This is a genomic window from Azospirillum sp. UENF 211521, assembly GCF_058780535.1.
In genome coordinates, this window is the sequence record NZ_JBSNCF010000001.1 from 1179661 (window position 1) to 1205643 (window position 25983).

Consider the following 25983-nt stretch of genomic DNA (forward strand, 5'->3'; position numbering starts at 1 on the left):
TTCACAAAGTCACATAAATCCGGCATTGATGCCGACGGTCTAGGCCGATTGCACGCAAATCGGCCACTTGCGGCAGGGGAGATAAAGAACCATGAAAATCGCCATACCCAGGGAGCGGCGCGCGGGCGAGAATCGCGTCGCGGCTTCTCCGGAGACGGTCAAGAAACTCAAAGCCCTCAGCCTGGAAGTGGTCGTGGAGACCGGCGCCGGTCTGGGCTCGAACCTGCCGGACCGGGTCTATCAGGACGCCGGCGCGGAGATCGCGCCGGACGCCGCGTCGGCGCTGGCCGACGCCGACATCGTGCTGAAGGTGCAGCGCCCGCTGCTGGCCGGGGAGGGGGACCTCGACGAGCTGGCGCTGATCAAGCGCGGCGCGCTGCTGTTCGCCATCCTCAACCCCTACAACAGCCGCGACCACGTGGCCGCCTACGCCGCGGCCGGGGTGAACGCGTTTGCCATGGAGTTCATGCCGCGCATCACCCGCGCCCAGGTCATGGACGTGCTGTCCTCGCAGGCCAACCTCGCCGGCTACAAGGCGGTGGTCGATGCGGCCAGCGAGTACGGCCGCGCCTACCCGATGATGATGACCGCGGCGGGCACGGTGCCGCCGGCGCGCGCCTTCATCATGGGCGTCGGCGTCGCCGGTCTGCAGGCCATCGCCACGGCCAAGCGGCTGGGCGCCATCGTCTCGGCGACCGACGTGCGCCCGGCGGTGAAGGAGCAGGTGCAGTCGCTGGGCGGCAGCTTCGTCGCGGTGGAGAACGACGAGTTCAAGCAGGCGGAAACCGCGGGCGGCTACGCCAAGGAGATGTCGGACGACTACAAGCGCCAGCAGGCGGCGCTGGTGGCCGAGCACATCAAGAAGCAGGACATCGTCATCACCACCGCGCTGATCCCCGGGCGCAAGGCGCCGATCCTGGTGACGCGCGAGCATGTGGCGTCGATGAAGCCGGGCTCGGTGCTGATCGATCTGGCGGTGGAGCAGGGTGGCAACGTCGAGGGCTCGGAACTGGGCAAGGTGGTCGTCACCGACAGCGGGGTGAAGATCGTCGGCCACGCCAACTACCCCAGCCGCATCGCCGAGAGCGCCTCGCTCTTGTACGCCAAGAACCTGCTCGCTCTGCTGCAGTCGCTGCACGACAAGGAGAAGGGCGTCACGCTCAACTGGGACGATGAGATCGTGAAGGCCATCGCGCTCACCCGCGATGGGCAGGTCGTTCATCCCGCCTTCGCCGGCCAGACGGTCTAAAGGCCGGACGGAATTAGGGAGAGACACATGGATCAGACTCAATTGTCCAACCGCGTCGCCGAGCTGAAGGCTCAGCTCGCCGCGGCCAGCCAGCAGATCGACGCGCTCGCCGCCCAGGCCGCCGCGCTCGGCCACGCCGCTCCCGTCGCGGACGCGGCGAGCCACGGCAACTTCTTCATCACCGGCCTGACGGTGTTCGTGCTGGCCTGCTTCGTGGGCTACTACGTGGTGTGGCGGGTGACGCCGGCGCTGCACTCGCCGCTGATGGCGGTGACCAACGCGGTGTCCTCGGTGATCATCGTCGGCGCCCTGATCGCCGCCGGCCCGGCCGGCTTCGGCTTCTCCAAGATCATGGGCTTCCTCGCCGTCATCCTGGCCAGCGTCAACATCTTCGGCGGCTTCCTGGTCACCCAGCGCATGCTGTCGATGTTCAAGAAGAAGGGCAAGTAACCATGGAAACCCTGTCCGCCCTTCTCTATCTGGTCGCCTCGGTCTGCTTCATCATGGCGCTGCGCGGCCTGTCCAGCCCGGAGACCTCCCGCCAGGGCAACTTCTTCGGCATGGCCGGCATGACCATCGCCGTGCTGACCACGCTGGCCCTGCCCATCGTCCAGTCCTACTGGATGATCGTGCTCGGCATCGCCATCGGCGGCGGCATCGGCTACGTCATCGCCAAGAAGATCGAGATGACCGCCCTGCCGCAGCTCGTCGCCGCCTTCCACTCGCTGGTCGGTCTGGCCGCGGTGTTCGTGGCGCTGTCGGCCTTCTACTCGCCCGAGGCCTACGGCATCGGCGTCCCCGGCGCCATCGCCAAGGGTTCGCTGGTCGAGATGGCGCTCGGCACCGCCATCGGCGCCATCACCTTCACCGGCTCGATCGTCGCCTTCGCCAAGCTGCAGGGCTTGGTCACCGGCAAGCCGCTGGTCTTCCCCTTCCAGCACCACCTCAACGCCGCCCTCGGCGTGCTGACCATCCTCCTCATCGTCTGGCTGGTGCAGAGCAACTCCGGCGTGGCGATGTGGATCATCGTTCTGGTCGCGCTGGCGCTTGGCTTCCTGCTGATCCTGCCGATCGGCGGCGCCGATATGCCGGTGGTGATCTCGATGCTGAACAGCTACTCGGGCTGGGCGGCGGCGGGCATCGGCTTCACGCTGCAGAACAACCTGCTGATCGTCACGGGCGCGCTGGTCGGCTCGTCGGGCGCCATCCTGTCCTACATCATGTGCAAGGGCATGAACCGCTCGATCTTCAACGTCATCCTGGGCGGCTTCGGCGGCGACAGTGGGGCGGCGTCGGCGGCGGCGGGCGGCGGTGAGCGCGGCACGGTCAAGGCCGGCTCGCCGGAGGACGCGGCCTACATCATGAAGAACGCCCAGTCGGTGATCATCGTCCCGGGCTACGGCATGGCGGTGGCCCAGGCCCAGCACGCGCTGCGCGAGATGGCCGACCTGCTGAAGAAGGAGGGCGTCGAGGTCAAGTACGCCATCCATCCGGTGGCGGGGCGCATGCCCGGGCACATGAACGTGCTGCTGGCCGAGGCCAACGTGCCCTACGACGAGGTGTTCGAGCTGGAGGACATCAACCGCGACTTCGGCACGGCGGACGTGGCCTTCGTGATCGGCGCCAACGACGTGACCAACCCGGCGGCCAAGACCGATCCGCAGTCGCCGATCTACGGCATGCCGATCCTCGACGTCGAGAAGGCCAAGACGGTGTTCTTCATCAAGCGCGGCATGGCCGCCGGCTACGCCGGTGTCGAGAACGAGCTGTTCTTCCGCCCCAACACCATGATGCTGTTCGGCGACGCCAAGAAGGTCACCGAAGAGGTCGTGAAGTCGATGGAGTAACCCGCACCCTTACCGGTGTGGCGTAAGATGAACCCCCGGGGCCGGCGCGCCCCGGGGGTTTCTTTTTGCCATCACAAGAAACGGAGAGAGGACGCCATGCCCGCCTACATCATCGCCGACGTGAACGTGACGAATCCCGCGGCCTATGAAAACTACAAGAAGCTGACCCCGAACGCGGTCGCCCAAAATGGCGGGCGCTTCATCGCCCGCGGCGGGCAGGCGGAGGCGCTGGAAGGCGGCTGGCAGCCCAACCGCGTGGTCATCCTGGAGTTCCCGGATTACGCCGCCGCCAAGGCCTTTTACGACAGCCCCGAATACCGTGAAGCGCGCGAGGCCCGGAAAGACGCCGCTGACTTCCGCATGATCGTGGTGGACGGCGCCTGACGCTCCCCGGAACAAGAAAAAGCCGTGCGAGGCCGCACGGCTTTTTCTTTGGGGCAGGGGAGGGTGCCCTATGCCTTCCTGATGCCGAAGCAATGCTCCGGACCGGGGAAGCTGCGGGCCTTCACCTCGGCGGCGTAGGTCGCGGCGGCCTCGCCGATGGCGGTGCCGAGCTGGGCGTAGCGCTTGACGAACTTGGGCTGGAACTCGCCGAACAGGCCGAACATGTCGTCCGACACCAGGACCTGCCCGTCGCAGGCGGGGGAGGCGCCGATGCCGATGGTCGGGATGGTCACATCCTCGGTGATCTGGCGGGCCAGCGACTCCATCGTGCCTTCGATGACCAGCGAGAAGGCGCCGGCCTCGGCGATGGCGCGGGCGTCGGCGCGGATGCGCTCCGCCGCTTCCGGATCGCGGCCCACCGCCTTGTAGCCGCCGAGCGCGTTGACCGACTGCGGCAGCAGCCCGACATGGCCCATCACCGGCACGCCGCGGGTGGTCAGGTAGGCCACCGTCTCGGCCATCTCCAGCCCGCCTTCCACCTTCACCGCCTGGGCACCGCTCTCCGCCATGACGCGGGCGGCGTTGCGGAAGGCCACCTGGGGGCTCTCCTGATAGCTGCCGAAGGGCAGGTCCACCACCACGCAGGCGTGGCGCGAGCCGCGTACCACGGCGGCGCCGTGGGCGATCATCATGTCGAGCGTGACGGGCAGCGTGCTGTCGAAGCCGTAAATCACCATGCCCAGCGAGTCGCCGACCAGCAGCAGGTCGACATGCGGGTCCAGCAGCCGGGCGACCGGGGTCGTGTAGGCGGTCAGGCAGACGATCGGCTCTCCGCCCTTGCGCGCGCGCAGCGCCGGCACGGAGACGCGCGGAGTGTCCTTGGATGCGCTCATTGGCGACCCTCCCCATTCTTTTCTTGGCAGGCTTTATTCGGTGCGGCGAAGCGGACCGCAGATGCACCAAAACCGCCCACGCGCAGACGCGGGGCGGCAGGTGCAAGACACAAGAGGGGCAAGCGCGCGAACGCGCATGGATGCCCGGCGCGCCGAAGCGCGCCTGTCAATCCGGCGCGAAACGCGCCTGAGGATTAATAGCCCTCGCGCTCCATACGCTTGCGGAGCAGCTTGCGGGTGCGACGCACCGCCTCAGCCTTCTCACGCGCGCGCTTCTCCGAGGGCTTCTCGTAGTTCCGGCGCAGCTTCATTTCCCGGAAAATGCCCTCGCGCTGCATCTTCTTCTTCAGCGCGCGGAGGGCCTGATCGACGTTGTTGTCTCGGACCAGAACTTGCACGTTAACCGTCACCTTTATCAAGTGAGCCGAGTTGCCATGAAGCAACAAACAGGCATGCGACAGGCATGCGCTTTCGGGCGCACCCCTTGTGTGGACCTTTATGTAGCACGGACGGGGCCGCCTGTGAAGCGGAGTCTTCCAACCCTGCGTGTTCCGCTGCGACAATGCGTGGGCAAAACGGTTGCCCGGCGGCCCGTGGCGCCCAGATAATAGGGCATGGCCCTGTTGAAGATCGCCCGCATGGGGCACCCGGTGCTGCGCAAGGTCGCGGACCCGGTGCCCGACCCGACGGCCCCGGAGATCCGGCGGCTGGCTTCCGACATGATCGACACCATGCTGGACGCGCCCGGAGTCGGGCTGGCGGCCCCGCAAGTGCACGAATCGCTGCGCATGATCGTGTTCCGCGTTCCCGCCATGCGTTCCGGCGGCGAGCCGGTGGAGCCGACCGTCCTCATCAACCCGGTGATCGAGCCGCTGGACGATGGGATGGAGCACGGGATGGAGGGCTGCCTGTCGATTCCCGAGCTGCGCGGCGTCGTTCCACGATTCGCGCGCATCCGCTACCGCGGCGTCGGGCTGGACGGCGAACCGATCGAGCGCGAAGCGGAGGGATTCCACGCCCGGGTCATCCAGCACGAGTGCGATCACCTGGACGGCGTGCTTTACATCGACCGGATGACCGATCTGCGCTATCTGGCCTTCACCGACGAGGCGCATCACGTGACCGAGGCGCTGGAACAGCAGGAGGGGAGAGACTGACATGGACGCTGCGCTGGATATGGACGCGGTGCGGGACGACATCCTGCTCTCCACCCTTCCCAACATCGTGTTCGACGGCTGGAGCCAGCAGGCGCTGCGCGACGGCGCGCAGATGGCCGGCTACGACACGGCGACCATGCACCGCGCCTTTCCCGGGGGCGTGCCGGAACTGGTCGAGCATTTCGGCGCCTGGACCGACCGCCGCATGCTGGCGGAGCTGGACAAGCATCCGCTCGATGAGATGAAGGTGCGCGAGAAGATCGCGCTCGCCATCCGCACGCATTTCGAGGTGCTTGAGCCGCACATGGAGGCCAAGCGCCGGCTGCTCGCCTACCTCGCCATGCCGCAGAACATCGCCATGGGGCTGAGCATGCTCTACCGCACGGTGGACGCCATGTGGTTCGCGGCGGGCGACACGGCCACCGATTTCAACCACTACACCAAGCGGGCGACGCTGGCCGCGGTGCTCAGCTCCGCCACCTTCTACTGGCTGGACGACCAGTCGGAGGGCCATGCCGAGACCTGGGCCTTCGTGGATCGCCGGCTCGGCGACGTGATGAGCATGGGCAAGGCGATGTCCGCCATGGGCCGCGCCGGGCGCCTGCTCAGCCATCTGCCGAGTCCGGCGCGCTTCGCCCGTCAGGTGCGCCAGCGCGCTGGCAACACGCCGGTGGACACCGCCTCCGCCCATATGGCGGAGAACATCTGACGCCTCAAACTTTCGCTTTCCTGCGGGACGGTTTCTTGACGGCGGCGGTGCGGATCGCCGCCGCCAAGGCCGGACGGGCCCAGAGCAGAAGCTCGTCCGGGTCATCCAGCGCCGAGTCGGGCGGGGGGAAGTAGGGCAGGACCGTCGGCTTGTCGTCGAAGGGCTTGAAGGGGCGCAGGCCCATCGCCTCGTACTCTGCGCGGTTGCCGTCGTCGGTCTTGAAATACAGGACGTTGCGGGCGACCAGAGCGAAGACGACGCCGTCGCAATAGACCGCGTAACCGCCGAACATGCGGCGGGCGGTGATGGCTCCCAACGGTGTCAGCGACTCGCACAGGAAACGGACGAGTTCGCTGACCGTGGCCATGGTGGGGAGCCTGTTGGTAAAAGCCTATTTTTTGCGGAAGGCGTCGAGCGCCACGACCTCACCGCGCTTCGGCTCCTCGCCGGAACGGTCGGAGTCGGGCTTGCCGGATTCGGCCTTGCCGATATCCGACTTGGCGAGCTTCGCGATGGACGGCTTCGCCCCATCCTTGCCGTCCGCAGCCTTCTTCTCCGACGCCTCACGCGCGGGAATGGTGGCGATCTCCGCCGATTCGGCGGGCTCCACCGGCTGGAACTGGAGGGCGAAATTCTCCGACGGGTCGGCGAAGGTGGTGATGGCAGCGTAGGGAATCACCAGCCGCTCATGCACGTTGTTGAAGCTCAGCGTCACCTCGAAATGATCGTCCAGCGCCTCCAGCCCGTAGAACTGGTACTGGATGACGATGGTCATCTCGTTGGGATACTGGGACGACAGATATTCGGGGATGTCGACGCCCGGGTAACCCGTCCGGAAGGTCAGGTAGAAGTGATGATCGCCGGGGAGCCCGCGGTCCGTCACCTGGCGGAGCGCGTCACGGACGACACCGCGCAGGGCGGCCTCGACCATGCGGTCATAACGCAACTGCTCTCTCGGCATTCTTGGGCGGGTCCTTAACGCCAGACGGGTAAGTGTGGGCCTTCTGTTGCTAGGCGGCCCACGGCCCCACCCTCAGGTGCTACCCATCGGGGATTGATTTCGGTCAGTTACCGCTGTTAGGCGGCAACGGCGACCGGAGCAACGTTGTCGTTGGCAACTATTGCAATGGCCCGATAACGGCGGAACCATGCCGGGCGAAGACCATGCCTTTACCACGCGTGTCGATCCTATTTCGCCCCCAACGAACCCGCTCCCTACGGCAACGCCCGAGAGACCGGTGGTTTGTTTGGTGGAGGCGCCGGGTACCGCCCCCGGGTCCACAACGCTTATTCCGCAAGGCGTTTATCGCCATAGTCGGCTGCTGCCGACGGACCCAATATAGGCCCTTCGTCCGGATATGGAAAGGGGGTGCGGCGGATTCTGACCAGAGGCCGCCGCGAAGGGGGTGACTGGCCGGGTCCGGGGACGTAGAGTGCCGCCCGAATTTCAGTCCCCGGAGTACCCATGCCGATCACGCCCGAGCAGCGCGCCGAGATCGACCGCCTGCGCGCCGTCACCGCCACCACCCGCCGCGCCACCGTTCCGGCCCTGGAGGAGATCCTCTACGAGCCGCTGGAGGTCCTGGACCACGGCTTCGTGCGCGTCGTCGACTACATGGGCGACGATTCGGCCGTCGTCCAGGCGGCGCGCGTGTCCTACGGCAAGGGCACCAAGAAGGTCACCGAGGACGCCGGTCTCATCAAGTATCTGATGCGCCACCGCCACTCGACCCCGTTCGAGATGTGCGAAATCAAGTTCCACGTCAAGCTGCCGATCTTCGTGGCCCGCCAGTGGATTCGCCACCGCACGGCGAACGTCAACGAATACTCCGCGCGCTACTCCATCCTCGATCGCGAGTTCTACATCCCGACGCCCGAGAACCTGGGCGCCCAGGCCGTCGTCAACCGGCAGGGCCGCGGCGACGTCCTCCAGGGCGACGAGGCGGCGGCGGTGATGAAGCTGCTGCGCGACGATTCGGAGGCGGTCTACGCCCACTACGAGGAGATGCTGAACCAGCGCGAGGACGGCACCACCATCGCGGAGGGCCGCCAGGGTCTGGCGCGCGAACTGGCGCGCATGAACCTGACGCTGAACTACTACACCCAGTGGTATTGGAAGGTTGATCTCCACAACCTCCTGCATTTCCTCAGCCTGCGCGCCGACCCGCACGCCCAGTACGAGATCCGCGTCTACGCGGAGGCCATGCTGGACGTGGTCAAGCGCTGGGTCCCCGCCGTGTTCGACGCCTTCAGCGAGTACCGGCTGGGCGGCACCCACATGTCGAAGACCGGGCTGGAGGTCGTGAAGCGCCTGCTCTCCGGCGAGGCCGTGACCCAGGAGGCCAGCGGCCTGTCCAAACGCGAGTGGCGGGAGCTGATGGACCAGCTCGGCCGCGCCGAGTAACGCCCGCTCCAACCCTGCAAGGACCAGCCGTCATGACGCCGCCCAAGATGACGCCGCACGAGGCCGATGGACTCCACCGCCAGGGCCTCGTTGCGGCGCAGGCCGGGCGGTTCGACGAGGCGCTGGAGCTGATCGGGCGGGCCATCGCGGCCTATCCCTCGGTCCCCGTCTGGTGGGCCAATTACGGGCTGGTGATGGAAAGCCTGGGCGACGTCGCCGGGGCGGCCAACGCCTACGCCGGGGCGCTGAACCTCGATCCATCGCTGGAGATGGCGATGGACGGGCTGCTCACCATGGCGGAGGCAGTGCGCCAAGCCAGCGATTCGGCGCGCGCGGAGGCCTTCTTCCGCCGCGCCATCGCGCTGAACCCGAAGACGCTGGCGGCCGTCGCCAATCTGGGCGTGCTGCTGCGCGCCCAGGCGCGGCGAGCGGAGGCGGTGACGCTCTATGAGAGGGCCGGGCGGCTCGACCCGGCCAACTGGGCGCACCCCTACAACCTCGGCAACGCGCTGGCCGAGATGAACCGGCTGGGCGAGGCCGACGACGCCTATGGAGCGGCGCTGGCCCTGGCGCCGGGCCGGGCGGAGGTGCGGGCGAACCGCGCCACCCGTGTGCTCGCCATGCAGGGGCGGACGGACGAGGCCCTGGCGGAGATCGAGGCCGTGGTGGCGCAGCATGGCACCGTCGATTCGCTGCACGCCTCGCGCCTCTACCTGATGCAGTTCGTGCCGGGGCTGACCATGCCGGCGATCGCCCAGGCCCACGCGGACTGGGGCGCCCGCTACCCCGACCGTCCGGCGCCCGCGGTGGCCGCTCCGGCCCCGAAGATCCGCATCGGCTATGTCTCGCCGGACTTCCGCGCGCATCCCGTGGGATTCTTCCTGGAGCCGGTGCTGGCGAACCACGACCGCTCGGCCTTCGAGGTCGTCTGCTACGCCAACACCGCCAACCCGGACTGGAAGACGGAGCGGCTGATGGCCCAGGCCGACCACTGGGTCTGGACCACCGGCCTGGACGATGCGGCCCTGGCCCAGCGCATCCAGGCGGACGGCATCCACATCCTGGTCGATCTGGCGGGCCAGACCTTCGGCAACCGCCTGCCGGTCTTCGCGCGGCGCGCGGCGCCGGTGCAGGCGACCTGGGCGGGCTATGTCGGCACCACCGGCCTGCCGGCCATGGACTATCTGATTTCCGATTCGCGGCAGAGCCCGCCGGGATCGGACGGCTGGTGCATCGAGGGCGTCGTGCGCATGCCCGACGCCTACGTGCCCTGGGCGCCGCCCGAGGACGCGCCGGCCGTGGCTCCGCTGCCGCTGGCGGCGCGCGGTCACGTCACCTTTGGGTCCTTCAACGCGCTGCCCAAGCTGAACGCCGAGGTCGCGGCGCTGTGGGCGCGCGTGCTGGGCGCCGTCCCCGGTTCCCGCCTGCTGCTGCGCACGCCGGGGCTGGACGACGCCGGCACCGCGGCCCGCACGCTGGCCCTGTTCGAACGGGCCGGGCTGAACCCGGCGCGGGTCGATCTGCGGGGTGGGGCGCCGCATCGGGAGTTCCTGGCCGGTTACGGCGAGGTCGATGTGGCGCTCGACCCCTTCCCCTATTCCGGCGGTCTGACGACCCTGGAGGCGCTGTGGATGGGCGTGCCGGTGGTGACGCTGGGCGGCGACCGCTTCTGCGCCCGCCATTCGGTGACGCACCTCGCCTCGGCGGGGTTGTCCGATCTGGTGGCCGACGGGCCGGACGGCTACGTCACCAAGGCGGCGGCGCTGGTGGCCGACCCAGCGGGGCTGACGGCCCTGCGCGGCGGGCTGCGGGACCGGCTGGCGGCGTCCCCGGCGCTGAACGGCGTGCGCTTCACCCGCGCGCTGGAAGCCGCCTACGGCGTGATGTGGCAGCGCTTCCAGGGCGGACAGGGGCGGGCGAGCTTCGCCCTCAGTTTCGACTGAGCCAGCTTCGATTAAAGGAGATCAGGCGCGCTCCGACCCCGGCGCGCCGGTGCTCCACAGCAGCCCCAGCACCACGCCCTTGCAGCGCGGCAGCAGCAGGCCGGTCAGCAGCAGGGTCAGCAATGGCCAGATGGTGAGATGCACCCAGGTCGCCGGCTCGTAGCGCTGCTCGACCGAGAGGACCGCCGGGATGATGATGTGGCCGACGATCAGGATGGTCATCCAGGGCGGGGCGTCGTCGGCGCGCAGGTGGCCGAACGCCTCGCCGCAATGGGCGCAATGGTCGACCGGCTTCAGGTAGTTCCGCAGCAGGCGCCCGCGTCCGCAGGCCGGGCATTGCCCCATCAGCCCACGCAGCGCCGCCGTCGTTTTCGACCGCGCACCGTCCTGAGTGCCGTCTTCCACCGTCCTGTCTTCCGCCGTCATGACCGTACCCCTGCGATCCGCTCCCCGAAGGGCCACATATGGGGAGGGAGCGACCGATCGTCACGCCGTTCCGTCACCCGCACCCCGGGGTTGCGCCGCGCGCAGGGCCTCCACGCGGCGGGCGATGTTCTCCAGCCGCATCTGAAGCTCATGGGCGCACAGCGCGTGCGCGGCGGCGCGGGCCTCCGCCTCGATGTCGGCGATGGCGGATTCGAGGGCTTGGAGTCGGGCTTGAAGTCGGGCGTCGTGCGGGTCGTCGCTCATCGGATTCCTGTTCGGGCAGTTGACGGACCGGCCCCTGGGCGTCTACGGGATGCACAAACCCTCCCCGGGAGCCTGGAGCCATGACGATCACCCGCCTGTTTCTCGCCGCCGCCACGGCGGCTGTCGCGCTGACCAGCGCCGCCGCCTTCGCCCAGACCAAGACCGTCGCGATCACCGCCATCGTCGAGCATCCGGCGTTGGACGCCACGCGCGACGGCGTGATCGAGGCGCTCAAGGCCGCGGGCTACACGCCGGGTGACTCTCTGAAGGTCGAGTATCAGAGCGCCCAGGGCAACCCCGCAACCGCCGCGCAGATCGCGCGCCAGTTCGCCGGCGCCCGTCCGGACGTCATCGTGCCGATCTCCACCCCCTCCGCCCAGGCCGTCGTCGCCTCGACCCGCGACATCCCGGTGGTCTTCACCGCGGTGACCGACCCGGTCGGCGCGCAGCTCGTCCGCAGCCTGGACAAGCCGGGCGCCAACGTCACCGGCGTGTCGGACATGGCCCCGGTGGCCGAGCATGTCGCGCTGATCCGCGAGATCGTGCCGTCGGTCAAGCGTCTGGGCGTTCTCTACAACGCGGGCGAGCCGAACTCCGTCTCGCTGGTCAAGGCGCTGAAGGACGAGGCGCAGAAGGCCGGGCTGACGGTGGTCGAGGCGACCGCCACCAAGTCCGCCGACGCCCAGCCCGCCGCCCGCAGCCTCGTCGGCAAGGCCGACGCGATCTACGTGCCGCTGGACAACACGGTCGTCTCGGCGCTGGAGAGCGTCGTCGCGGTGGGCCAGCAGGCCAAGCTGCCGGTCTTCTCCGCCGACACCGACAGCGTGGCGCGCGGCACGGTGGCCTCCATCGGCTTCGACTACCGGCAAGTCGGCCGCCAGACCGGCGAGGCCGTGGTCCGCATCCTCAAGGGCGAGAAGCCGGGCGACGTCCCGGTGACCTTCGCCAAGGGCACCGACCTGTTCGTGAATCCGAAATCCGCGGCGGCGATGGGCGTGACCATCCCCGAGGCGGTGACCCGGCGCGCGACCAAGGTGGTCGGGCAGTAAGTTTAAGCAGTAAGTTTAATCGGTAAGGACCAAGTTCCGCTGGCTCTGCCCCGTCCCTAGCCCTCCCCCGCCTTCGGCGAGGGAGGGGACTGATTCTCCCTTTCTCGCGTGAGCGGGGGAGGGTCGGGGAGGGGGCGAACCGGCGAAGCCGGATACACACATGAGTGAAATCGCCTTCTTCGGGGCCGTCGAGATCGGGCTGGTGTACGCGCTGGTCGCCCTCGGCGTGTACCTGTCCTTCCGGGTGCTCGATTTTCCGGACCTGACGGTGGACGGCAGCTTCCCGCTGGGGGCGGCGGTCTGCGCCACGCTGCTGGTCGCCGGGGTCAACCCGTGGGCCGCCAGCCTCGTCGCGGCGCTGGCCGGGTCGATGGCCGGGCTGGTCACGGCGACGCTGAACGTCCGCTTCAAGATCCTGCACCTGCTGGCCAGCATCCTGACCATGATCGCGTTGTTCTCGGTGAACCTGCGCGTGATGGGCCGCCCGAACGTGGCGCTGCTGATGCAAGACACGGTGCTGACGCCCTTCTACGGGCTGGGGCTGCCCGACCATGTGGTGCGGCCGCTCGTCGTCCTGGTCGTCGTCGTCGTGATCGTCCTGCTGCTGGCCCGCTTCCTGAACAGCGAGTTCGGCCTCGCCATGCGGGCGACCGGCGTCAACGCCCGGATGGCCCGCGCCCAGGGGGTTCAGACGGACTTCCACATCTACGCCGGCATGGCCCTGTCGAACGGTCTGTGCGCCCTGGCTGGCGCGCTATTCGCCCAGACCAACGGCTTCGCCGACGTGACCACCGGCATCGGCACCATCGTGGTCGGTCTGGCCGCGGTGATCGTCGGCGAGACGGTGCTGCCGGCCCGCGCGATGCTGTGGGCGCTGGTCGGCTGCGTCGTCGGCTCCATCCTCTACCGTCTGGCGGTCCAGCTGGCCCTGTCGGCGGACGCCATCGGGCTCCAGGCCTCCGACCTCAACCTCGTCACCGCCGTCCTGGTCGCGGTGGCGCTGATCCTGCCGCGGATGCGGCTGAAAGCCGCGTCGAAGAAGAGAGAGGCCGTCCGATGATCACGGTCAACGGCATCCACGTCACCTTCGGGCGCGGCACTCCGCTGGAGAAGCACGCCCTGCGCGGCGTCGACCTGACGATTCCGGAAGGGCAGTTCGTCACCGTGATCGGCTCCAACGGCGCCGGCAAATCCACCTTCCTGGGCGCGCTGGCCGGCGACGTGATCGCCGAGGAGGGCCGCATCGCCATCGACGGCGTGGACGTCACCCGCTGGGCGACGCCGAAGCGCGCCTCGCTGGTCGCCCGCGTCTTCCAGGACCCGATGGTCGGAAGCTGCACCGCGCTGACCATCGAGGAGAACATGGCGCTGGCCGCCGCCCGCGGACGGCGCCGCGGCCTGGGCTCCGCCCTGCGCGGCGACCGCCGCCGGCATTTCCGCGAGCGCATCGCGGAGCTGGGGCTGGGGCTGGAGAACCGGCTGCACGACCGCATGGGCCTGCTGTCGGGCGGGCAGCGGCAGGCGGTCAGCCTGCTGATGGCGACGCTCGCCGGGTCGAAGATCCTGCTGCTCGACGAGCACACGGCGGCGCTCGACCCCGGAACGGCGGAGTTCGTGCTCGGCCTGACCCGCCGCATCGTCGAGGAGAACCGGCTGACCACGCTGATGGTCACCCATTCCATGCGGCAGGCGCTGGATTACGGCGACCGCACGGTGATGCTGCACGAGGGGCGGATCGTGCTCGACGTGTCGGGGGAGCAGCGCGCCGGGCTGGACGTGCCGCATCTGCTGGCGCTGTTCGCCAAGCAACGCGGCGGCGAGGACATCACCGACGACAGCCTGCTGATCGGCTGAGGCGGGGGAGGGGCGTCAGACGGACTTGCGGTCGCGCTCCTTCTCCGGTTCCTCGCGGTCGGCCTCGAACAGGGCTTGGAGCTCGGCGGCGGCCTGGCGGGAAGTCTGGATCAGGCGGTTCTCGTCGTGGTGCACGGCGTGCTGCCGGATCAGGGTGCGCTCGTCATGCTCGCGGAAGGTGTCCAGCGTGTGGCGGGTCTCTTCCGGCGGCAGGCCCAGCGATTCCAGCACGCCGCCGGTCAGCCGCAGGCTCGAATCGTAGGTCTCGCGCACGAAATGCGTAACCCCGCGGTCCATCAGGAAATGGGCGTGGCGGCGGTTGCGGGCGCGGGCGTGGATGACGAGGTGGGGGAAATGGCGCGTCGCCAGCTCCACCACACGCAGCGACTGCTCCATGTCCTCCAGCGCCACCACCAGCACCTTGGCCTTGTCGGCCCCGGCGGCGCGCAGCAGGTCGAGCCGCGACGGGTCGCCGTAATAGACCTTGTTGCCGAACCGCCGCACGACGTCGACCTGCTCGGCGCTCTGCTCCAGCGCCGTGAAGGGGATGCCGCGCAGCCGCAGCACGCGCCCGACGATCTGCCCGACCCGGCCGAAGCCGCAGATCAGCACCGGCGGCTCCCCGTCCGGCGCGATGGTGTCGTAGGGGCGGACGGGCTTCACGATCAGCCTCGGCGCCAGCCAGCGCTCCTCCGCCGCGAAGACGAAGGGGGTGGCGATCATCGACAGGGTGACCACCAGCATGGCCGTCGCCGCCTGTCCCCCGCTCATCGCCCCGACGCCGACGGCCAGCCCGAACAGCACGAAGCCGAACTCGCCGCCCTGGCTCAGCACGGTGGACAGCCGCGTCGAGCCGCCCGGACGCAGCCCGGATAGGCGGGCCAGCCCGAACAGAGCCGCCGCCTTCAGCGCCATCAGGCCGAGCGCCAGCGACAGGTAGCGCACCGGCTCGGCCATCAGCGCCGCCACGTCGGCCCCCATGCCCACCGAGACGAAGAACAGGCCGAGCAGCAGCCCCTCGAACGGCGCGATGTCCGCCTGCACCTCGTGCCGGTATTCCGAATCGGACAGCAGCACCCCGGCCATGAAGGCGCCGAGCGACATGGACAGCCCCGCCCAGGCGGCGAACAGGGCGGTGCCCAGCACGATCAGCAGGGCGGTGGCGGTGAAGATCTCCGGCGTCCGGGCGCCGTCCACGGCGCGCAGCACCGGGCGCAGCAGGTAGCGCCCGCCGGCCAGGATCACCGCGATCGCCCCGCCGGCCTTCAGCACGGCCAGCCACGCCGTCCCGGCGTCCGGCACCTCTCCGGCGCCATGGCCGAGCAGGGGCAGCAGCGCCACCGCCGGGATGATGGCGAGGTCCTGGAAGAGCAGGATGGAGAAGGCGCTGCGCCCGGCGTTGGTGGTCAGCAACTCCCGCTCCGCCAGCATGGGCAGCACCATGGCGGTGGAGGAGAGAGACAGGCCGAATCCGGTCACCGCGGCGGCGGCGGGGGAGAAACCCAGCAGGAGAATGGCGGAGGCGGCGATCACGATGGTTGTCACCGCGACCTGGGCGCCGCCGAGCCCCAGGACCGATCGTCGCATCACCCAGAGGCGGGCAGGGCGCAGTTCGAGTCCGATCAGGAACAGCAGCATGATGACGCCGAGTTCCGAGACGTGCCGGATCGCTTCGACGTCCGTCACCAGCCCGAGCCCGCCCGGCCCGATGGCCAGCCCCGCGGCCAGATAGCCGAGCGGCCCGCCGAAGCCGATCCGCTTGGCCACCGGCACCGCCAGGACCACGGCGGCCAGCAGCACCACCAACGTCACGAAATCCGGCATTGGCCCCGTCCGCGCTGTGTCGAGGGACGGAATATGGGGGGTTCTTGCCCCCGGCAAAACATTGCCCCCTCCCTATCCCTCCCCCGCTGACGCAGGGGAGGGGACAAAACTCCCTCTCCTGCGAAGCGGGGGAGGGAAGGGGCCCGCGGCGCAAGCCGTGGGAAGGGTGGGGGCAAGCACGCCCCCTTACGACACCACGATCCGCGGCGCCGCTCGCGCCGGACCCTGCTCGCCGGCGATCTTCTCCCACAGGCGCTTGGCAATCCCGCGGTAGACCTTCGCGTGCTCCGACTCGGGCTGGGACACCACGATGGGCTGGCCCTGGTCGGAGGTTTCGCGGATGTCGAGGTGCAGCGGGACCTCGCCGAGGAACTCCATGCCCAGGTCGGACGCTTCCTTGCGGGCGCCGCCGTGGCTGAAGATGTCCGTGCGGTGGCCGCAGTTGGGGCAGCAGAAGTAGCTCATGTTCTCGATGATGCCGAGGACGGGCACGTCCACGCGGCGGAACATGTTCAGCCCCTTGCGGGCGTCGAGCAGCGCGATGTCCTGCGGGGTCGAGACGATCACCGCGCCGGCCAGCGGCACCTGCTGCGCCATGGTGAGCTGGGCGTCGCCGGTGCCCGGCGGCATGTCGACCACCAGAACGTCCAGCGTGCCCCAGTTCACGTCGCGCAGCATCTGCTGGAGCGCGCTCATCACCATCGGGCCGCGCCAGATCATCGGCGTATCCTCGGCGACCAGGAAGCCCATCGACATCACCTTGATGCCGTAGTTCTCCATCGGCTCGAGGATCTTGCCGTCGCGGCTGGTCGGCCGGCCGGAGATGCCCAGCATGCGCGGCATGGACGGGCCGTAGATGTCGGCGTCCAGAAGCCCGACCTTCAACCCGTTCGCCGCCATGGCGAGGGCGAGGTTGCTGGCCGTGGTGGACTTGCCGACGCCGCCCTTGCCCGACGCGACGGCGACGATGGCCTTCACGCCCGGCACCAGCGGCTTCTGCTCCGCCGGCTGCCCATGGGAGTGGCCGCCGTGGGAGTGGCCGTGCCCGCCATGGGAATGCCCGTGATCGTGCCCGTGACCCTGCTGCGGGGCCGCACCCTGCCCGGCGGGGCGGTGCGCCGTCAGGACCGCGGTGACCGACAGAATGCCCGGCAGGGCCTCCACCGCCTTCTCGGCGGCGTGGCGCACCGGCTCGGCCTGGGCGCCGCGTTTGGGGTCCACTTCGATCGAAAAGGCGACGTGCCCGTCACGCACGACAAGGCCGGAAAGCATGCCGAGGCTGACGACGTCCTTGCCCCGTTCCGGATCGACAACCGTCCTCAGAGCTTCAAGGACTTGAGCTTCGCTGACCTGCGCCATGGTTGAAAACTCCGCTTCCTTCCCGATATTGGCGGATATCCGTCGGTGAAATCCTTCCCCGAATGGGATGGGCACTATAGGGCCGGCGGACAATAATGGTAAAGGGATCGGACGGTCCGGAAACGATTTGTTTTCCGGAATTTCCGTCCCAAGAATTGAGAGAGCGCGAAGGGGAACGAACGGAATGCCGTGGAGCAATCAGGGAGGGGGCGGCGGTGGCGGCCCCTGGGGTCCTCCGCCGGGTGGCGGCGGTCAGAATCCGTGGGGCCGTCCGCCGGGTGGCGGTGGAGGCGGCGGTGGTGGCGGCGGCGGAGGGCCGCAGCCGCCGGACCTGGAGGATCTGCTGCGCCGCGGCCAGGACCGCCTGAAGCGGGTGATGCCGGGCGGCGTCGGCAGCGGCCGGGGCATCGCGCTCGTCGTCGGCCTGCTGGCCGTGGTCTGGCTGGCCAGCGGCATCTACCGCGTCGAGGCGGACGAGCAGGGCGTCGTGCTGCGCTTCGGCCAGTGGGTGCGCACCGAGCAGCCCGGTCTGCGCTACCATTTGCCGTCGCCCATCGAGACGGTGCTGATGCCCAAGGTGACGCGCGTCAACCGCATCGAGGTCGGCTACCGCTCGGCCGGCGACGGGCGTCGCGGCGACCGTGACGTTCCCGACGAGTCGCTGATGCTGACCGGCGACGAGAACATCATCGACATCGACTTCACCGTCTTCTGGGTCATCAAGGACGCGGGCGAGTATCTGTTCAAGATCCGCGACCCCGAGGCCACCGTGAAGAAGGCGGCGGAAAGCGCGATGCGCGAGGTCATCGGCCGCACCGACCTGCAGCCGGCCCTGACCGAGGCCCGCCAGCAGATCGAAACCTCCACCCGCCAGCTCCTCCAGGCCATGCTGGACGACTATGAGGGCGGCATCGAGGTGACGCAGGTGCAGCTGCAGAAGGCCGACCCGCCGTCGCCCGTCATCGACGCCTTCAACGACGTGCAGCGCGCCCGCGCCGACCGCGAGCGCGCCCGCAACGAGGCCGAGGCCTACCGGAACGACGTGATCCCGCGCGCCCGAGGCGACGCGGAGCGGCTGATCCAGGAAGCGTCCGCCTACCGCGAGCAGGTCGTGAACCTGGCCCAGGGTGACGCCGACCGCTTCCGCAAGGTGTTCGACGCCTACTCGACCGCCAAGGACGTGACCGCCAAGCGCATGTATCTGGAGACCATGGAAGAGATCCTGAGCGGCGCCAACAAGGTCATCATCGACGGCAACGCGCAGGGTGCCCAGGGCGTGGTTCCCTATCTGCCGCTCAACCAGCTCCAGCCTGCTCCGGCGCGGCCCGCCGGCCAGCAGCCGGCCCGTTGAGGAGGGATGCCATGAACCGCACTTTGTTGGTCGCCGGCATCGGCATCCTCGCCGCGGGCGTGCTCGCCTCGGCCTCGCTGTTCACGGTGAACGAGGCGCAGCAGGCGCTCGTCCTCCAGTTCGGCGAGCCGATGCGCGTCATCCGCGAACCCGGCCTGAAGGCCAAGGTTCCCTTCATCCAGGAAGTCCGCATCCTCGACCGACGCGTGCTCGACCTCGACCCGCCGGTGGAGCAGGTCATCCTGGCCGACCAGAAGCGCCTGGATGTGGACGCCTTCGCGCGCTACCGCATCCTGGACCCGCTGCGCTTCTACCAGACCGCCGGCAACGAGGCGGTGGCCGAGACGCGGATGAACGCCATCGTGAACTCGGCGCTCCGCCGCGTTCTCGGCAGCGTGACGCTGCTCGCCATCCTGTCGGACGAGCGTCCGCGCGTGATGAACGACATCCGCGGGCAGGTGAACGACGAGGCGAAGCGCTTCGGCATCGAGATCGTCGATGTCCGCATCCGCCGCGCCGACCTGCCGGAGGAGACCAGCCAGTCGATCTTCGCCCGCATGCGGTCGGAGCGTGAGCGCGAAGCCGCCGAGGCCCGCGCCCAGGGTCAGGAGCAGTCGCAGCAGATCCGCTCCCGCGCGGACCGCGAGCGCACCGTCATCCTGGCCGAAGCGCAGCGCGATTCGCAGATCCTGCGCGGTGAGGGCGACAACCAGGCGCTGAAGATGATCGCCGAGGCGACGTCGCAGGACCCGCAGTTCTACAGCTTCTACCGGACGCTCGAAGCCTACCGGAAGTCGCTGAACAAGGACGACACCACCATGGTGCTGTCCCCGAGCGGCGAGTTCTTCCGCTACTTCGGCGACATCACCGGCGGCGGCAACGGCCAGCCGGCGCCGGCTTCGGGCAATGGTGCCGTGCCGCAGCGGGCTCCGGCCCCGGCGACCGCCCAGCAGCAGTAAGACGTCGCGCTCGTCTCCCCTTCCCCCGTCCCGGGGGAGGGGGTGGGGTGGGGGCTCCCGTTCTCCCACCCCGATTTTGTCTTCCCGCCCAGTCTTCCTTCTCGGAAATGCCGCTCGACCGATGACGGATTTTCTCACCGCGCTGGCCCTGGTCCTGGTGATCGAGGGCGTGCTCTACGCGCTGTTCCCGTCCGCGATGCGGCGTCTGATCGTCGAAGCGCTGACGATGCCGGAGAACCGGCTGCGCACCGTCGGGCTGGTGACGGCGATGGCAGGCGTCGGATTCGTCTGGCTTCTGCGCGGCGCCTGACACCCTTTTGCCGCGCGCGCGTCGCTGGACCCCGCCGCCATTTTCCGGCCATACTCCGACTTCTATACTCGCGCGTCCTCCGTGGCGGATGGGCTCCGTGCGCCTTTGCTTGAAGCGATGACGCGCGGGGATTACATCCGGCACACGGATCGGTGAAGCGCCCCCTCGGGCCGCGAGTCGCAGGACGCCGCGGGCCGATTGGAACAGATGGCCGATTGGAACAAGAAGGTGCCGGATGTCCGGCAGGGAGAGCTGAGTTGAACCCGAACCACCCCATCCACCGCGCCGAATCCGGCCGCCGGCTGCGCATCGTGCCGCTGATCGCCGCTCTCCTGTTGGGGCTGTCCGCCGCCGTCGGCACCCCCGCCATGGCCCAGTCGCGCCCGGCGCCGACCAGCTTCGCCGACCTGTCGGAAAAGCTGCTGCCCGCCGTGGTCAACATCTCCACCAGCCAGGCGGTGCCGCAGCGCCAGCAGGGCGCCCGTCCCGAGATGCCGCAGTTCCCTCCGGGCTCGCCGTTCGAGGAGTTCTTCCGCGACTTCTTCGACCGTCAGCAGCAGGACCAGCCGCAGCAGCCGCGCAAGTCGACCTCGCTCGGCTCCGGCTTCATCATCGACGCCAAGAACGGCTACGTGGTCACCAACAACCACGTCATCCAGGACGCCGACGAGATCACCGTCATCCTGCAGGACGACACCAACATCAAGGCGGAGCTGATCGGCAAGGACCCGAAGACCGACGTCGCCCTGCTGAAGATCACCACCAACCACCCGCTGGTCGCCGTTCCTTTCGGCGATTCGGACGCCATGCGCGTGGGCGACTGGGTGCTGGCCATCGGCAACCCGTTCGGCCTGGGCGGCTCGGTCACCGCCGGCATCATCTCGGCCCGCCAGCGCGACATCAACGCCGGCCCCTACGACGACTTCCTGCAGACCGACGCCTCGATCAACCGCGGCAACTCCGGCGGCCCGATGTTCAACCTGAACGGCGAGGTCATCGGCATCAACACGGCGATCTTCTCGCCGTCGGGCGGTTCGGTCGGCATCGGCTTCGCCATCCCGTCCAACCTCGCCAAGCAGGTGGTCGCGCAGCTCCGTGAGTACGGCAAGACCCGCCGCGGCTGGCTGGGCGTGCGCATCCAGGGCGTGACCCCGGAGATCGCCGAGAGCCTGGGCCTGCAGGGCCACAAGGGCGCGCTGGTCGCCTCCATCACCCCGAACGGTCCGGCGGCCAAGGCCGGCATCCAGGCGGGCGACGTGGTGACCAAGTTCGACGGCAAGGAAATTAACGAGATGCGCCGCCTGCCGCGCGTCGTTGCCGAAACGCCGATCGACAAGGCCGTCCCGGTCGAGGTGTGGCGCAAGGGCAAGTCGCAGCAGCTCCAGGTGAAGGTGGGCGAGCTTGAGGCCGCCGAGGAATCGGGCCTGCTCGCCGCCAATCCGGAGGAGCAGCGCCGCCAGCCGCAGCAGGCCCCGGCCCAGAAGCCCACCGAGACGCTGGGCCTGAAGCTGACCAACATCACGCCCGAGCTGCGTCAGCAGTTCGAGATCAAGCCCGAATTGAAGGGCGTCGTGGTGACCGAGGTGGCCGGCAATTCCACCGCGTCGGAGAAGGGCATCCGCGCCGGCGACGTCATCATCGAGGTCGGACAGGAGGAGGTCCGCAAGCCGGAGGACGTGACGTCCAAGATCCAGAAGGCCAAGGAGCAGGGCAAGAAGTCCATCCTGCTGCTGGTGGACCGTCACGGCGACCTGCGCTTCGTCGCCATCCCGCTCAGCCAGGGCTGATCCGGGGGCTGTCCCCAAACGAAAAGGGCACCGGCGGGAGATCGCCGGTGCCCTTTCGCTTTGTGAAGTGCGTTGGTGGGCGATCAGCCCTCCACGAACTCGCCGATCCGGTAGCCCTGGGCGAACAGCAGGGCGGTGAGGTCGCCATGGTCCACGCGGGCGCGGGCCTGGGCGGCCACCGTCGGCTTGGCATGGAAGGCGACGCCCAGCCCGGCGGCCAGCAGCATCGGCAGGTCGTTCGCGCCATCGCCGACGGCCATCGTCTCGACGGTCGGGACGTGGCGCTCCCCGGCGTAGGCGAGCAGGGACTCCAGCTTGCTGTCCTTGTCGAGGATCGGCTCGACCACCGCGCCGGTCATGACGCCGTCGACCACCTCCAGCAAGTTGCCGCGGTCATCGTCGAAGCCGACCCACTGGCGAACCCGCTCCGTGAAGCAGCGGAAGCCGCCGGAGACCAGCACGCAGGTCGCCCCGTTGGCGCGCATGGTGGAAACCAAAGTCTTGGCGCCCGGCATCAGGGTGGCGCGCTGCCACACCTCGTCGATGACGCTCTCGTTCAGGCCCTTGAGCAGGGCGACCCGCTCGCGCACCGCGCCCTTGAAGTCGATCTCACCATTCATGGCGCGGGCGGTGATCGCGGCGATGTGGTCCTTCAGCCCGACGTAATCGCCCAACTCGTCCAGCATCTCCTGCTCGATGATCGTCGATTCCATGTCGGCGACCAGCAGGCGCTTCTTCCGGTTGCCCGGCTTCTGGGCGATCACGTCGATGGCAAGGCCGTCCAGCGCGCGGCGGACGGCGGCTTCGGCCTGCTCGGGCACCAGCCCTTCCTCGGCGATGTCGCAGGCGCGGTCCGGCGCCAGCCAGTCCGGCTTGGCGGTGTCGGCTCCCAGCGCGGTCAGGGACGCGCGGGCGGCCTGCACGGCCTGCTCGTCGAGAACGGCGGAGGCGGCGGCGATCAGCGTAACGACAGCGCTCATGGCGGGGCGATCCTGGAAGAGCCGTGGGGAAGGGCGCGCGCGCTCCCTAGCACAGCCGGGAGTTTGCGCCAACCCACTCCGCCAAGCGTCGTAGACATTCCGCGCCGGGGACCCGGAAGCTTCCCGCCGCGTTTCCGCTGAAATCGCGGGAGGGTTCGTCCATGATCCAGCGGCCTGCCACCCTTCTTACTCCATCCATTCTCGCTTTCACCCTGATCCTGGCCGGATGCGGCGCCGGGACCGATCTGGCGCAGCGACCTCCGCCCGGCTATGTCGGCGACGTGGCGGCGCGCGTCTCCGCGGTGGATTGGGCGCAGGCCCGCCCCGTGACGGTTCAGTTGGACGAGTTCCGGTTCCAGCCCGACCGTCTGGCCTTCGAGCGGGGAACCCCGTACCGCCTGACGCTGGAGAACCGTGGCAACGTCGCGCACACCTTCACCTCCGAAGGCTTCTTCAAGGCCATCGCGGTGCGCCGGGTCACCACCGCGCAAGGCGCCGTGGAGACGCCGGCCCTGGTGAATCTGGAGATTCCCGCCGGCCAGACCGACGTGGTGGAGTTCGTTCCGGTCGAGGCCGGAACCTACGACCTGGCCTGCCACGAACCGCTGCACAGCAGCTTCGGCATGACTGGGACGATCACGGTTCGCTGAGGGCCCGCACCGGTCGCCGCACCGGTCGCCCTTGCCAAGCCGAGCCTTCCCCTGCCATACGCTGTAGCCGGAGGAACGTCAGGCAAGGCGACATGGCAGAGGACAGCCCGCGGAACCGGGATGTGCAGCACCGGCATGTGGTGGTGATCGGCGGCCCGACAGCCTCGGGCAAGTCGGGCATGGCGCTCGACATCGCCCTGGCGCGCAACGGCACGGTCATCAACGCCGACAGCATGCAGCTTTACGCCGAGCTGGACGTGCTGACCGCCCGTCCGGGGGCGGAGGATCTGGCGCAGGCCCCGCACCGCCTCTACGGCGTGCTTTCCGCGGCGGCGCGCGGGTCCGCCGCGCGCTGGCGCGACATGGCGCTGGCCGAGATCGCCGCCGCTCACGCCGCCGGGCGGCTGCCCATCGTCGTCGGTGGCACCGGCCTCTACCTGCGCACGCTGATGGAGGGCTTGAGCGCCGTTCCCGCCGTCCCGGACGAGGTCCGCAAGGCCGCCCACGCCCGGCTCCAAAAGCTGGGGGGCGAGGCGTTCCGTGCGGAGCTGGTGAGCCGCGACCCGGCCTCGGCCAAGCTGAACCCCGGCGACACCACCCGCCTGACCCGCGCCTGGGAAGTGCTGGAAGCCACCGGCCATCCGCTGTCCCACTGGCAGACCCAGCGCGCCGAAGGCGCGCCGGAGGGGCTGGCCTTCTCCGTGCTGGTGATCGACCCGCCGCGCGACGCGCTCTACGCCAACTGCGACCGCCGCTTCCGCGTGATGATGGGGCAGGGGGCGCTGGAGGAGGTGCGGCGGCTCGACGCGCTCGGCCTCGATGCGGACCTGCCGGCGATGAAGGCGCTGGGCGTGCCGGAACTGCGCGACCATCTGCGCGGCGCGCTGACCCTCGACGAAGCCATTGCGCTGGCTCAGCAATCGACGCGCCGCTACGCGAAGCGGCAGGTCACATGGTTCCGCCACCAGCTCGCGGCGCGGCCCCCGGCCTCCGCGCTGCATGGCTGCCATACGATCAATTCGCTCTACACAAGACCACTTAGTGAAGCAATACTGACCTATCTTGAAACGACGTTGCGTCGTTGACCCTCAGGAGGATTGAAAGTGACGGTCGATTGGGGAAACGTGTTTGCCGGTCGCGTCGCCGGTATGGGAGCTTCGGAAATCCGGGAGCTGCTGAAGCTGCTCGAACGGCCGGAAATCATCTCCTTCGCCGGAGGCATCCCGGACCCCGATTTCTTCCCGACCGCGGCCATCGCCCGCGCCTATGAGAAGATCTTCCAGTCCAACAGCGGGGCCGGCGGCGCGCTTCAGTACACCATCAGCGAGGGCTTCACGCCGCTGCGCGAGTGGATCTGCGCCTATCTGGGCCGCCGCGGCATCCAGGCCGGGCTGGACGAGGTGCTGGTGACCAGCGGCTCGCAGCAGGCGCTGGAGTTCGTCGGCAAGCTGCTGATCGGGCCGGGCGAAAAGATCCTGGTGACCCGCCCGACCTATCTCGGCGCGCTCCAGGCCTTCTCGCCCTACGAGCCGCAGTATCTTTCGGTTCCCGGCGACGCCGAGGGGCCGGACCTCGCCGCGGTTGAGGCGGCGCTGGAGCAGAAGCCGAAGTTCTTCTACCTCGTCCCCGACTTCCAGAACCCCAACGGCACGACGATCTCGCTGGCCCGCCGCGAGGCGCTGCTCGACCTCTGCGCCGAGCACGGCGTGCCGATCGTCGAGGACGCCGCCTACACCGAGCTGCGCTACGAGGGCGAGCCGATCCCGTCCCTCGTCGCGCTGGACGCCGCCCGCAACGGCGGCAAGATCACCAACGTGCTCTTCTGCGGCTCCTTCTCCAAGACGATGGTGCCGGCGCTGCGCGTGGGCTGGATCAACGGCCCGGCCGAGGTCATCAACCGGCTGGTCCTGATGAAGCAGGCCGGCGACCTGCACACCAGCACCATCAACCAGATCGTGCTGCACGACGTGGTGTCGCAGAATTTCGACAGCCACATCCGCCGCCTGCGCGCCGGCTACAAGGAGCGCCGCGACGCCATGCTGACCGCGCTGGACGAGTTCGCCCCGGCCGGGGTGACCTGGACCAAGCCGGAAGGCGGCATGTTCGTCTGGATCGAGCTGCCGGAGGGCACTGACGGGGTGGACCTGCTGGCCCGCGCCATCAAGGAGGCCAACGTCGCCTTCGTCCCCGGTTCGGCCTTCCACGCCGACCGCTCGGGCAAGAACACGCTGCGCCTCAGCTTCTCCAACAACAATCCGGAGCGCATCCGCGAAGGCATCCGCCGCCTCTGCGGGCTGCTTCAGACCGTCGCGGCGTAACCTCCGCCCGTCGTCGCGCAACGGCCTGCCTCCGCACCCGCGGGGCAGGCCGTTCGTGTTTCCGGGCAGCTTTGCGGGGAGGGCGGTCTTTCCAGCTTGCGAAATATTTGGAAAAACTGCGGCAAAAAATCTTTTCGATCATTCGCAAAATGGGTTGACCAAGGACTGGCGGATTGTCTAGTTTGCCGGTCCCGGCCTTCGCCTTTGGGGATAACCCCTTGTTTTCCCAGCAGGCCATCGCCGGGGTTTGAGAAGGAACAGGGCCG

The 25983-nt window shown here is 68.8% G+C and carries 27 protein-coding genes and 1 other RNA gene; 18 read left to right on the top strand and 10 right to left on the bottom strand.

What is annotated here, in order from left to right:
* Positions 1–91: 91 nt before the first annotated feature.
* From ACWPN5_RS05440 to ACWPN5_RS05455, 4 genes are all read left to right on the top strand, one after another.
* A complete protein-coding gene (locus ACWPN5_RS05440; RefSeq protein ID WP_492294678.1) occupies positions 92–1249 on the top strand; it encodes a Re/Si-specific NAD(P)(+) transhydrogenase subunit alpha in 1158 nt (385 codons plus the stop codon).
* 27 nt (positions 1250–1276) lie between these two features.
* A complete protein-coding gene (locus ACWPN5_RS05445) occupies positions 1277–1699 on the top strand; it encodes an NAD(P) transhydrogenase subunit alpha part 2 (RefSeq protein WP_014239968.1) in 423 nt (140 codons plus the stop codon).
* 2 nt (positions 1700–1701) lie between these two features.
* Positions 1702–3096: an NAD(P)(+) transhydrogenase (Re/Si-specific) subunit beta gene (locus tag ACWPN5_RS05450; protein WP_014239969.1), complete on the top strand. Its 1395-nt coding sequence runs from the start codon at positions 1702–1704 to the stop codon at positions 3094–3096.
* A 96-nt stretch (positions 3097–3192) separates the two neighbouring features.
* Complete coding sequence (locus ACWPN5_RS05455; protein WP_145684501.1) at positions 3193–3480, top strand: DUF1330 domain-containing protein; 288 nt, start codon at positions 3193–3195, stop codon at positions 3478–3480.
* A gap of 68 nt (positions 3481–3548) precedes the next feature.
* Here ACWPN5_RS05455 and panB read toward each other — a convergent pair whose 3' ends face one another.
* Together panB and rpsU are read right to left on the bottom strand one after the other, a co-directional pair.
* Entirely contained in the window at positions 3549–4373 is an 825-nt protein-coding gene (gene panB / locus ACWPN5_RS05460) for a 3-methyl-2-oxobutanoate hydroxymethyltransferase (RefSeq protein ID WP_137140269.1), read from the bottom strand.
* Positions 4374–4567: 194 nt separating this feature from the next.
* Positions 4568–4771: a 30S ribosomal protein S21 gene (gene rpsU / locus ACWPN5_RS05465; protein WP_012974546.1), complete on the bottom strand. Its 204-nt coding sequence runs from the start codon at positions 4769–4771 to the stop codon at positions 4568–4570.
* 216 nt (positions 4772–4987) lie between these two features.
* Between rpsU and def the strand changes: the two genes are divergently transcribed.
* Together def and ACWPN5_RS05475 are read left to right on the top strand one after the other, a co-directional pair.
* A complete protein-coding gene (gene def / locus ACWPN5_RS05470; protein ID WP_145684503.1) occupies positions 4988–5530 on the top strand; it encodes a peptide deformylase in 543 nt (180 codons plus the stop codon).
* 1 nt (position 5531) lies between these two features.
* The gene (locus ACWPN5_RS05475) at positions 5532–6239 is read left to right on the top strand and encodes a COQ9 family protein (protein WP_145684506.1); all 708 of its coding nucleotides are present in this window, start codon (positions 5532–5534) and stop codon (positions 6237–6239) included.
* Between the two features lie 4 nt (positions 6240–6243).
* Here ACWPN5_RS05475 and ACWPN5_RS05480 read toward each other — a convergent pair whose 3' ends face one another.
* From ACWPN5_RS05480 to ssrA, 3 genes are all read right to left on the bottom strand, one after another.
* Positions 6244–6606, bottom strand: a complete 363-nt coding sequence (locus tag ACWPN5_RS05480) for a TfoX/Sxy family protein (protein WP_492294682.1) — start codon at positions 6604–6606, stop codon at positions 6244–6246.
* Positions 6607–6630: 24 nt separating this feature from the next.
* The gene (locus tag ACWPN5_RS05485) at positions 6631–7200 is read right to left on the bottom strand and encodes an SspB family protein (protein ID WP_041810983.1); all 570 of its coding nucleotides are present in this window, start codon (positions 7198–7200) and stop codon (positions 6631–6633) included.
* A gap of 31 nt (positions 7201–7231) precedes the next feature.
* Positions 7232–7608: a transfer-messenger RNA gene (gene ssrA, locus ACWPN5_RS05490) on the bottom strand.
* A 96-nt stretch (positions 7609–7704) separates the two neighbouring features.
* On the opposite strand from ssrA, the gene thyX reads away from it, so the two are divergent.
* Both thyX and ACWPN5_RS05500 read left to right on the top strand, forming a co-directional pair.
* Complete coding sequence (gene thyX, locus ACWPN5_RS05495) at positions 7705–8643, top strand: FAD-dependent thymidylate synthase (protein WP_492294684.1); 939 nt, start codon at positions 7705–7707, stop codon at positions 8641–8643.
* Between the two features lie 32 nt (positions 8644–8675).
* Complete coding sequence (locus ACWPN5_RS05500) at positions 8676–10586, top strand: O-linked N-acetylglucosamine transferase, SPINDLY family protein (RefSeq protein WP_492294686.1); 1911 nt, start codon at positions 8676–8678, stop codon at positions 10584–10586.
* Positions 10587–10607: 21 nt separating this feature from the next.
* Here the strand turns inward: ACWPN5_RS05500 and ACWPN5_RS05505 are convergent, their stop codons facing one another.
* Together ACWPN5_RS05505 and ACWPN5_RS05510 are read right to left on the bottom strand one after the other, a co-directional pair.
* Positions 10608–11012 (bottom strand): DUF983 domain-containing protein, encoded by a 405-nt coding sequence (locus ACWPN5_RS05505; RefSeq protein WP_014239979.1) that lies wholly within the window; start codon positions 11010–11012, stop codon positions 10608–10610.
* Between the two features lie 60 nt (positions 11013–11072).
* Entirely contained in the window at positions 11073–11276 is a 204-nt protein-coding gene (locus ACWPN5_RS05510; protein WP_492294688.1) for a hypothetical protein, read from the bottom strand.
* Positions 11277–11356: 80 nt separating this feature from the next.
* Between ACWPN5_RS05510 and ACWPN5_RS05515 the strand changes: the two genes are divergently transcribed.
* From ACWPN5_RS05515 to ACWPN5_RS05525, 3 genes are all read left to right on the top strand, one after another.
* Positions 11357–12325, top strand: a complete 969-nt coding sequence (locus ACWPN5_RS05515; protein ID WP_200479460.1) for an ABC transporter substrate-binding protein — start codon at positions 11357–11359, stop codon at positions 12323–12325.
* A gap of 160 nt (positions 12326–12485) precedes the next feature.
* A complete protein-coding gene (locus ACWPN5_RS05520) occupies positions 12486–13385 on the top strand; it encodes an ABC transporter permease (protein WP_145684518.1) in 900 nt (299 codons plus the stop codon).
* Positions 13382–14179, top strand: a complete 798-nt coding sequence (locus ACWPN5_RS05525) for an ABC transporter ATP-binding protein (RefSeq protein ID WP_014239983.1) — start codon at positions 13382–13384, stop codon at positions 14177–14179. Before ACWPN5_RS05520 ends, ACWPN5_RS05525 begins: the two co-directional genes overlap by 4 nt.
* Before the next feature lie 15 nt (positions 14180–14194).
* On the opposite strand, the gene ACWPN5_RS05530 is transcribed toward ACWPN5_RS05525, so the two are convergent.
* Together ACWPN5_RS05530 and apbC are read right to left on the bottom strand one after the other, a co-directional pair.
* Complete coding sequence (locus ACWPN5_RS05530) at positions 14195–16003, bottom strand: monovalent cation:proton antiporter-2 (CPA2) family protein (protein ID WP_492294692.1); 1809 nt, start codon at positions 16001–16003, stop codon at positions 14195–14197.
* 186 nt (positions 16004–16189) lie between these two features.
* On the bottom strand, positions 16190–17362 hold the full coding sequence (gene apbC, locus ACWPN5_RS05535; protein ID WP_492294694.1) for an iron-sulfur cluster carrier protein ApbC: 1173 nt from the start codon (positions 17360–17362) through the stop codon (positions 16190–16192).
* Between the two features lie 184 nt (positions 17363–17546).
* Here apbC and hflK point away from each other — a divergent pair, with 184 nt between their 5' ends.
* The 4 genes from hflK to ACWPN5_RS05555 all read left to right on the top strand — a co-directional run bounded on the left by hflK (position 17547) and on the right by ACWPN5_RS05555 (position 21769).
* Positions 17547–18713 (top strand): FtsH protease activity modulator HflK, encoded by a 1167-nt coding sequence (gene hflK / locus ACWPN5_RS05540; protein ID WP_038528604.1) that lies wholly within the window; start codon positions 17547–17549, stop codon positions 18711–18713.
* Between the two features lie 11 nt (positions 18714–18724).
* A complete protein-coding gene (gene hflC, locus ACWPN5_RS05545) occupies positions 18725–19672 on the top strand; it encodes a protease modulator HflC (RefSeq protein ID WP_145684524.1) in 948 nt (315 codons plus the stop codon).
* A gap of 121 nt (positions 19673–19793) precedes the next feature.
* The gene (locus ACWPN5_RS05550; protein WP_014239988.1) at positions 19794–19982 is read left to right on the top strand and encodes a DUF2065 domain-containing protein; all 189 of its coding nucleotides are present in this window, start codon (positions 19794–19796) and stop codon (positions 19980–19982) included.
* 257 nt (positions 19983–20239) lie between these two features.
* On the top strand, positions 20240–21769 hold the full coding sequence (locus ACWPN5_RS05555) for a DegQ family serine endoprotease (RefSeq protein ID WP_492294699.1): 1530 nt from the start codon (positions 20240–20242) through the stop codon (positions 21767–21769).
* A gap of 83 nt (positions 21770–21852) precedes the next feature.
* Here ACWPN5_RS05555 and serB read toward each other — a convergent pair whose 3' ends face one another.
* Positions 21853–22749, bottom strand: coding sequence for a phosphoserine phosphatase SerB (serB, locus tag ACWPN5_RS05560; RefSeq protein WP_492294701.1), 897 nt, complete (start codon positions 22747–22749; stop codon positions 21853–21855).
* A 161-nt stretch (positions 22750–22910) separates the two neighbouring features.
* Between serB and ACWPN5_RS05565 the strand changes: the two genes are divergently transcribed.
* From ACWPN5_RS05565 to ACWPN5_RS05575, 3 genes are all read left to right on the top strand, one after another.
* Positions 22911–23399, top strand: coding sequence for a cupredoxin domain-containing protein (locus tag ACWPN5_RS05565; protein WP_492294703.1), 489 nt, complete (start codon positions 22911–22913; stop codon positions 23397–23399).
* A gap of 92 nt (positions 23400–23491) precedes the next feature.
* Positions 23492–24484, top strand: a complete 993-nt coding sequence (gene miaA, locus ACWPN5_RS05570) for a tRNA (adenosine(37)-N6)-dimethylallyltransferase MiaA (protein WP_492294705.1) — start codon at positions 23492–23494, stop codon at positions 24482–24484.
* Between the two features lie 18 nt (positions 24485–24502).
* A complete protein-coding gene (locus tag ACWPN5_RS05575; protein WP_492294707.1) occupies positions 24503–25717 on the top strand; it encodes an aminotransferase-like domain-containing protein in 1215 nt (404 codons plus the stop codon).
* The last annotated feature ends 266 nt before the right edge of the window (positions 25718–25983 follow it).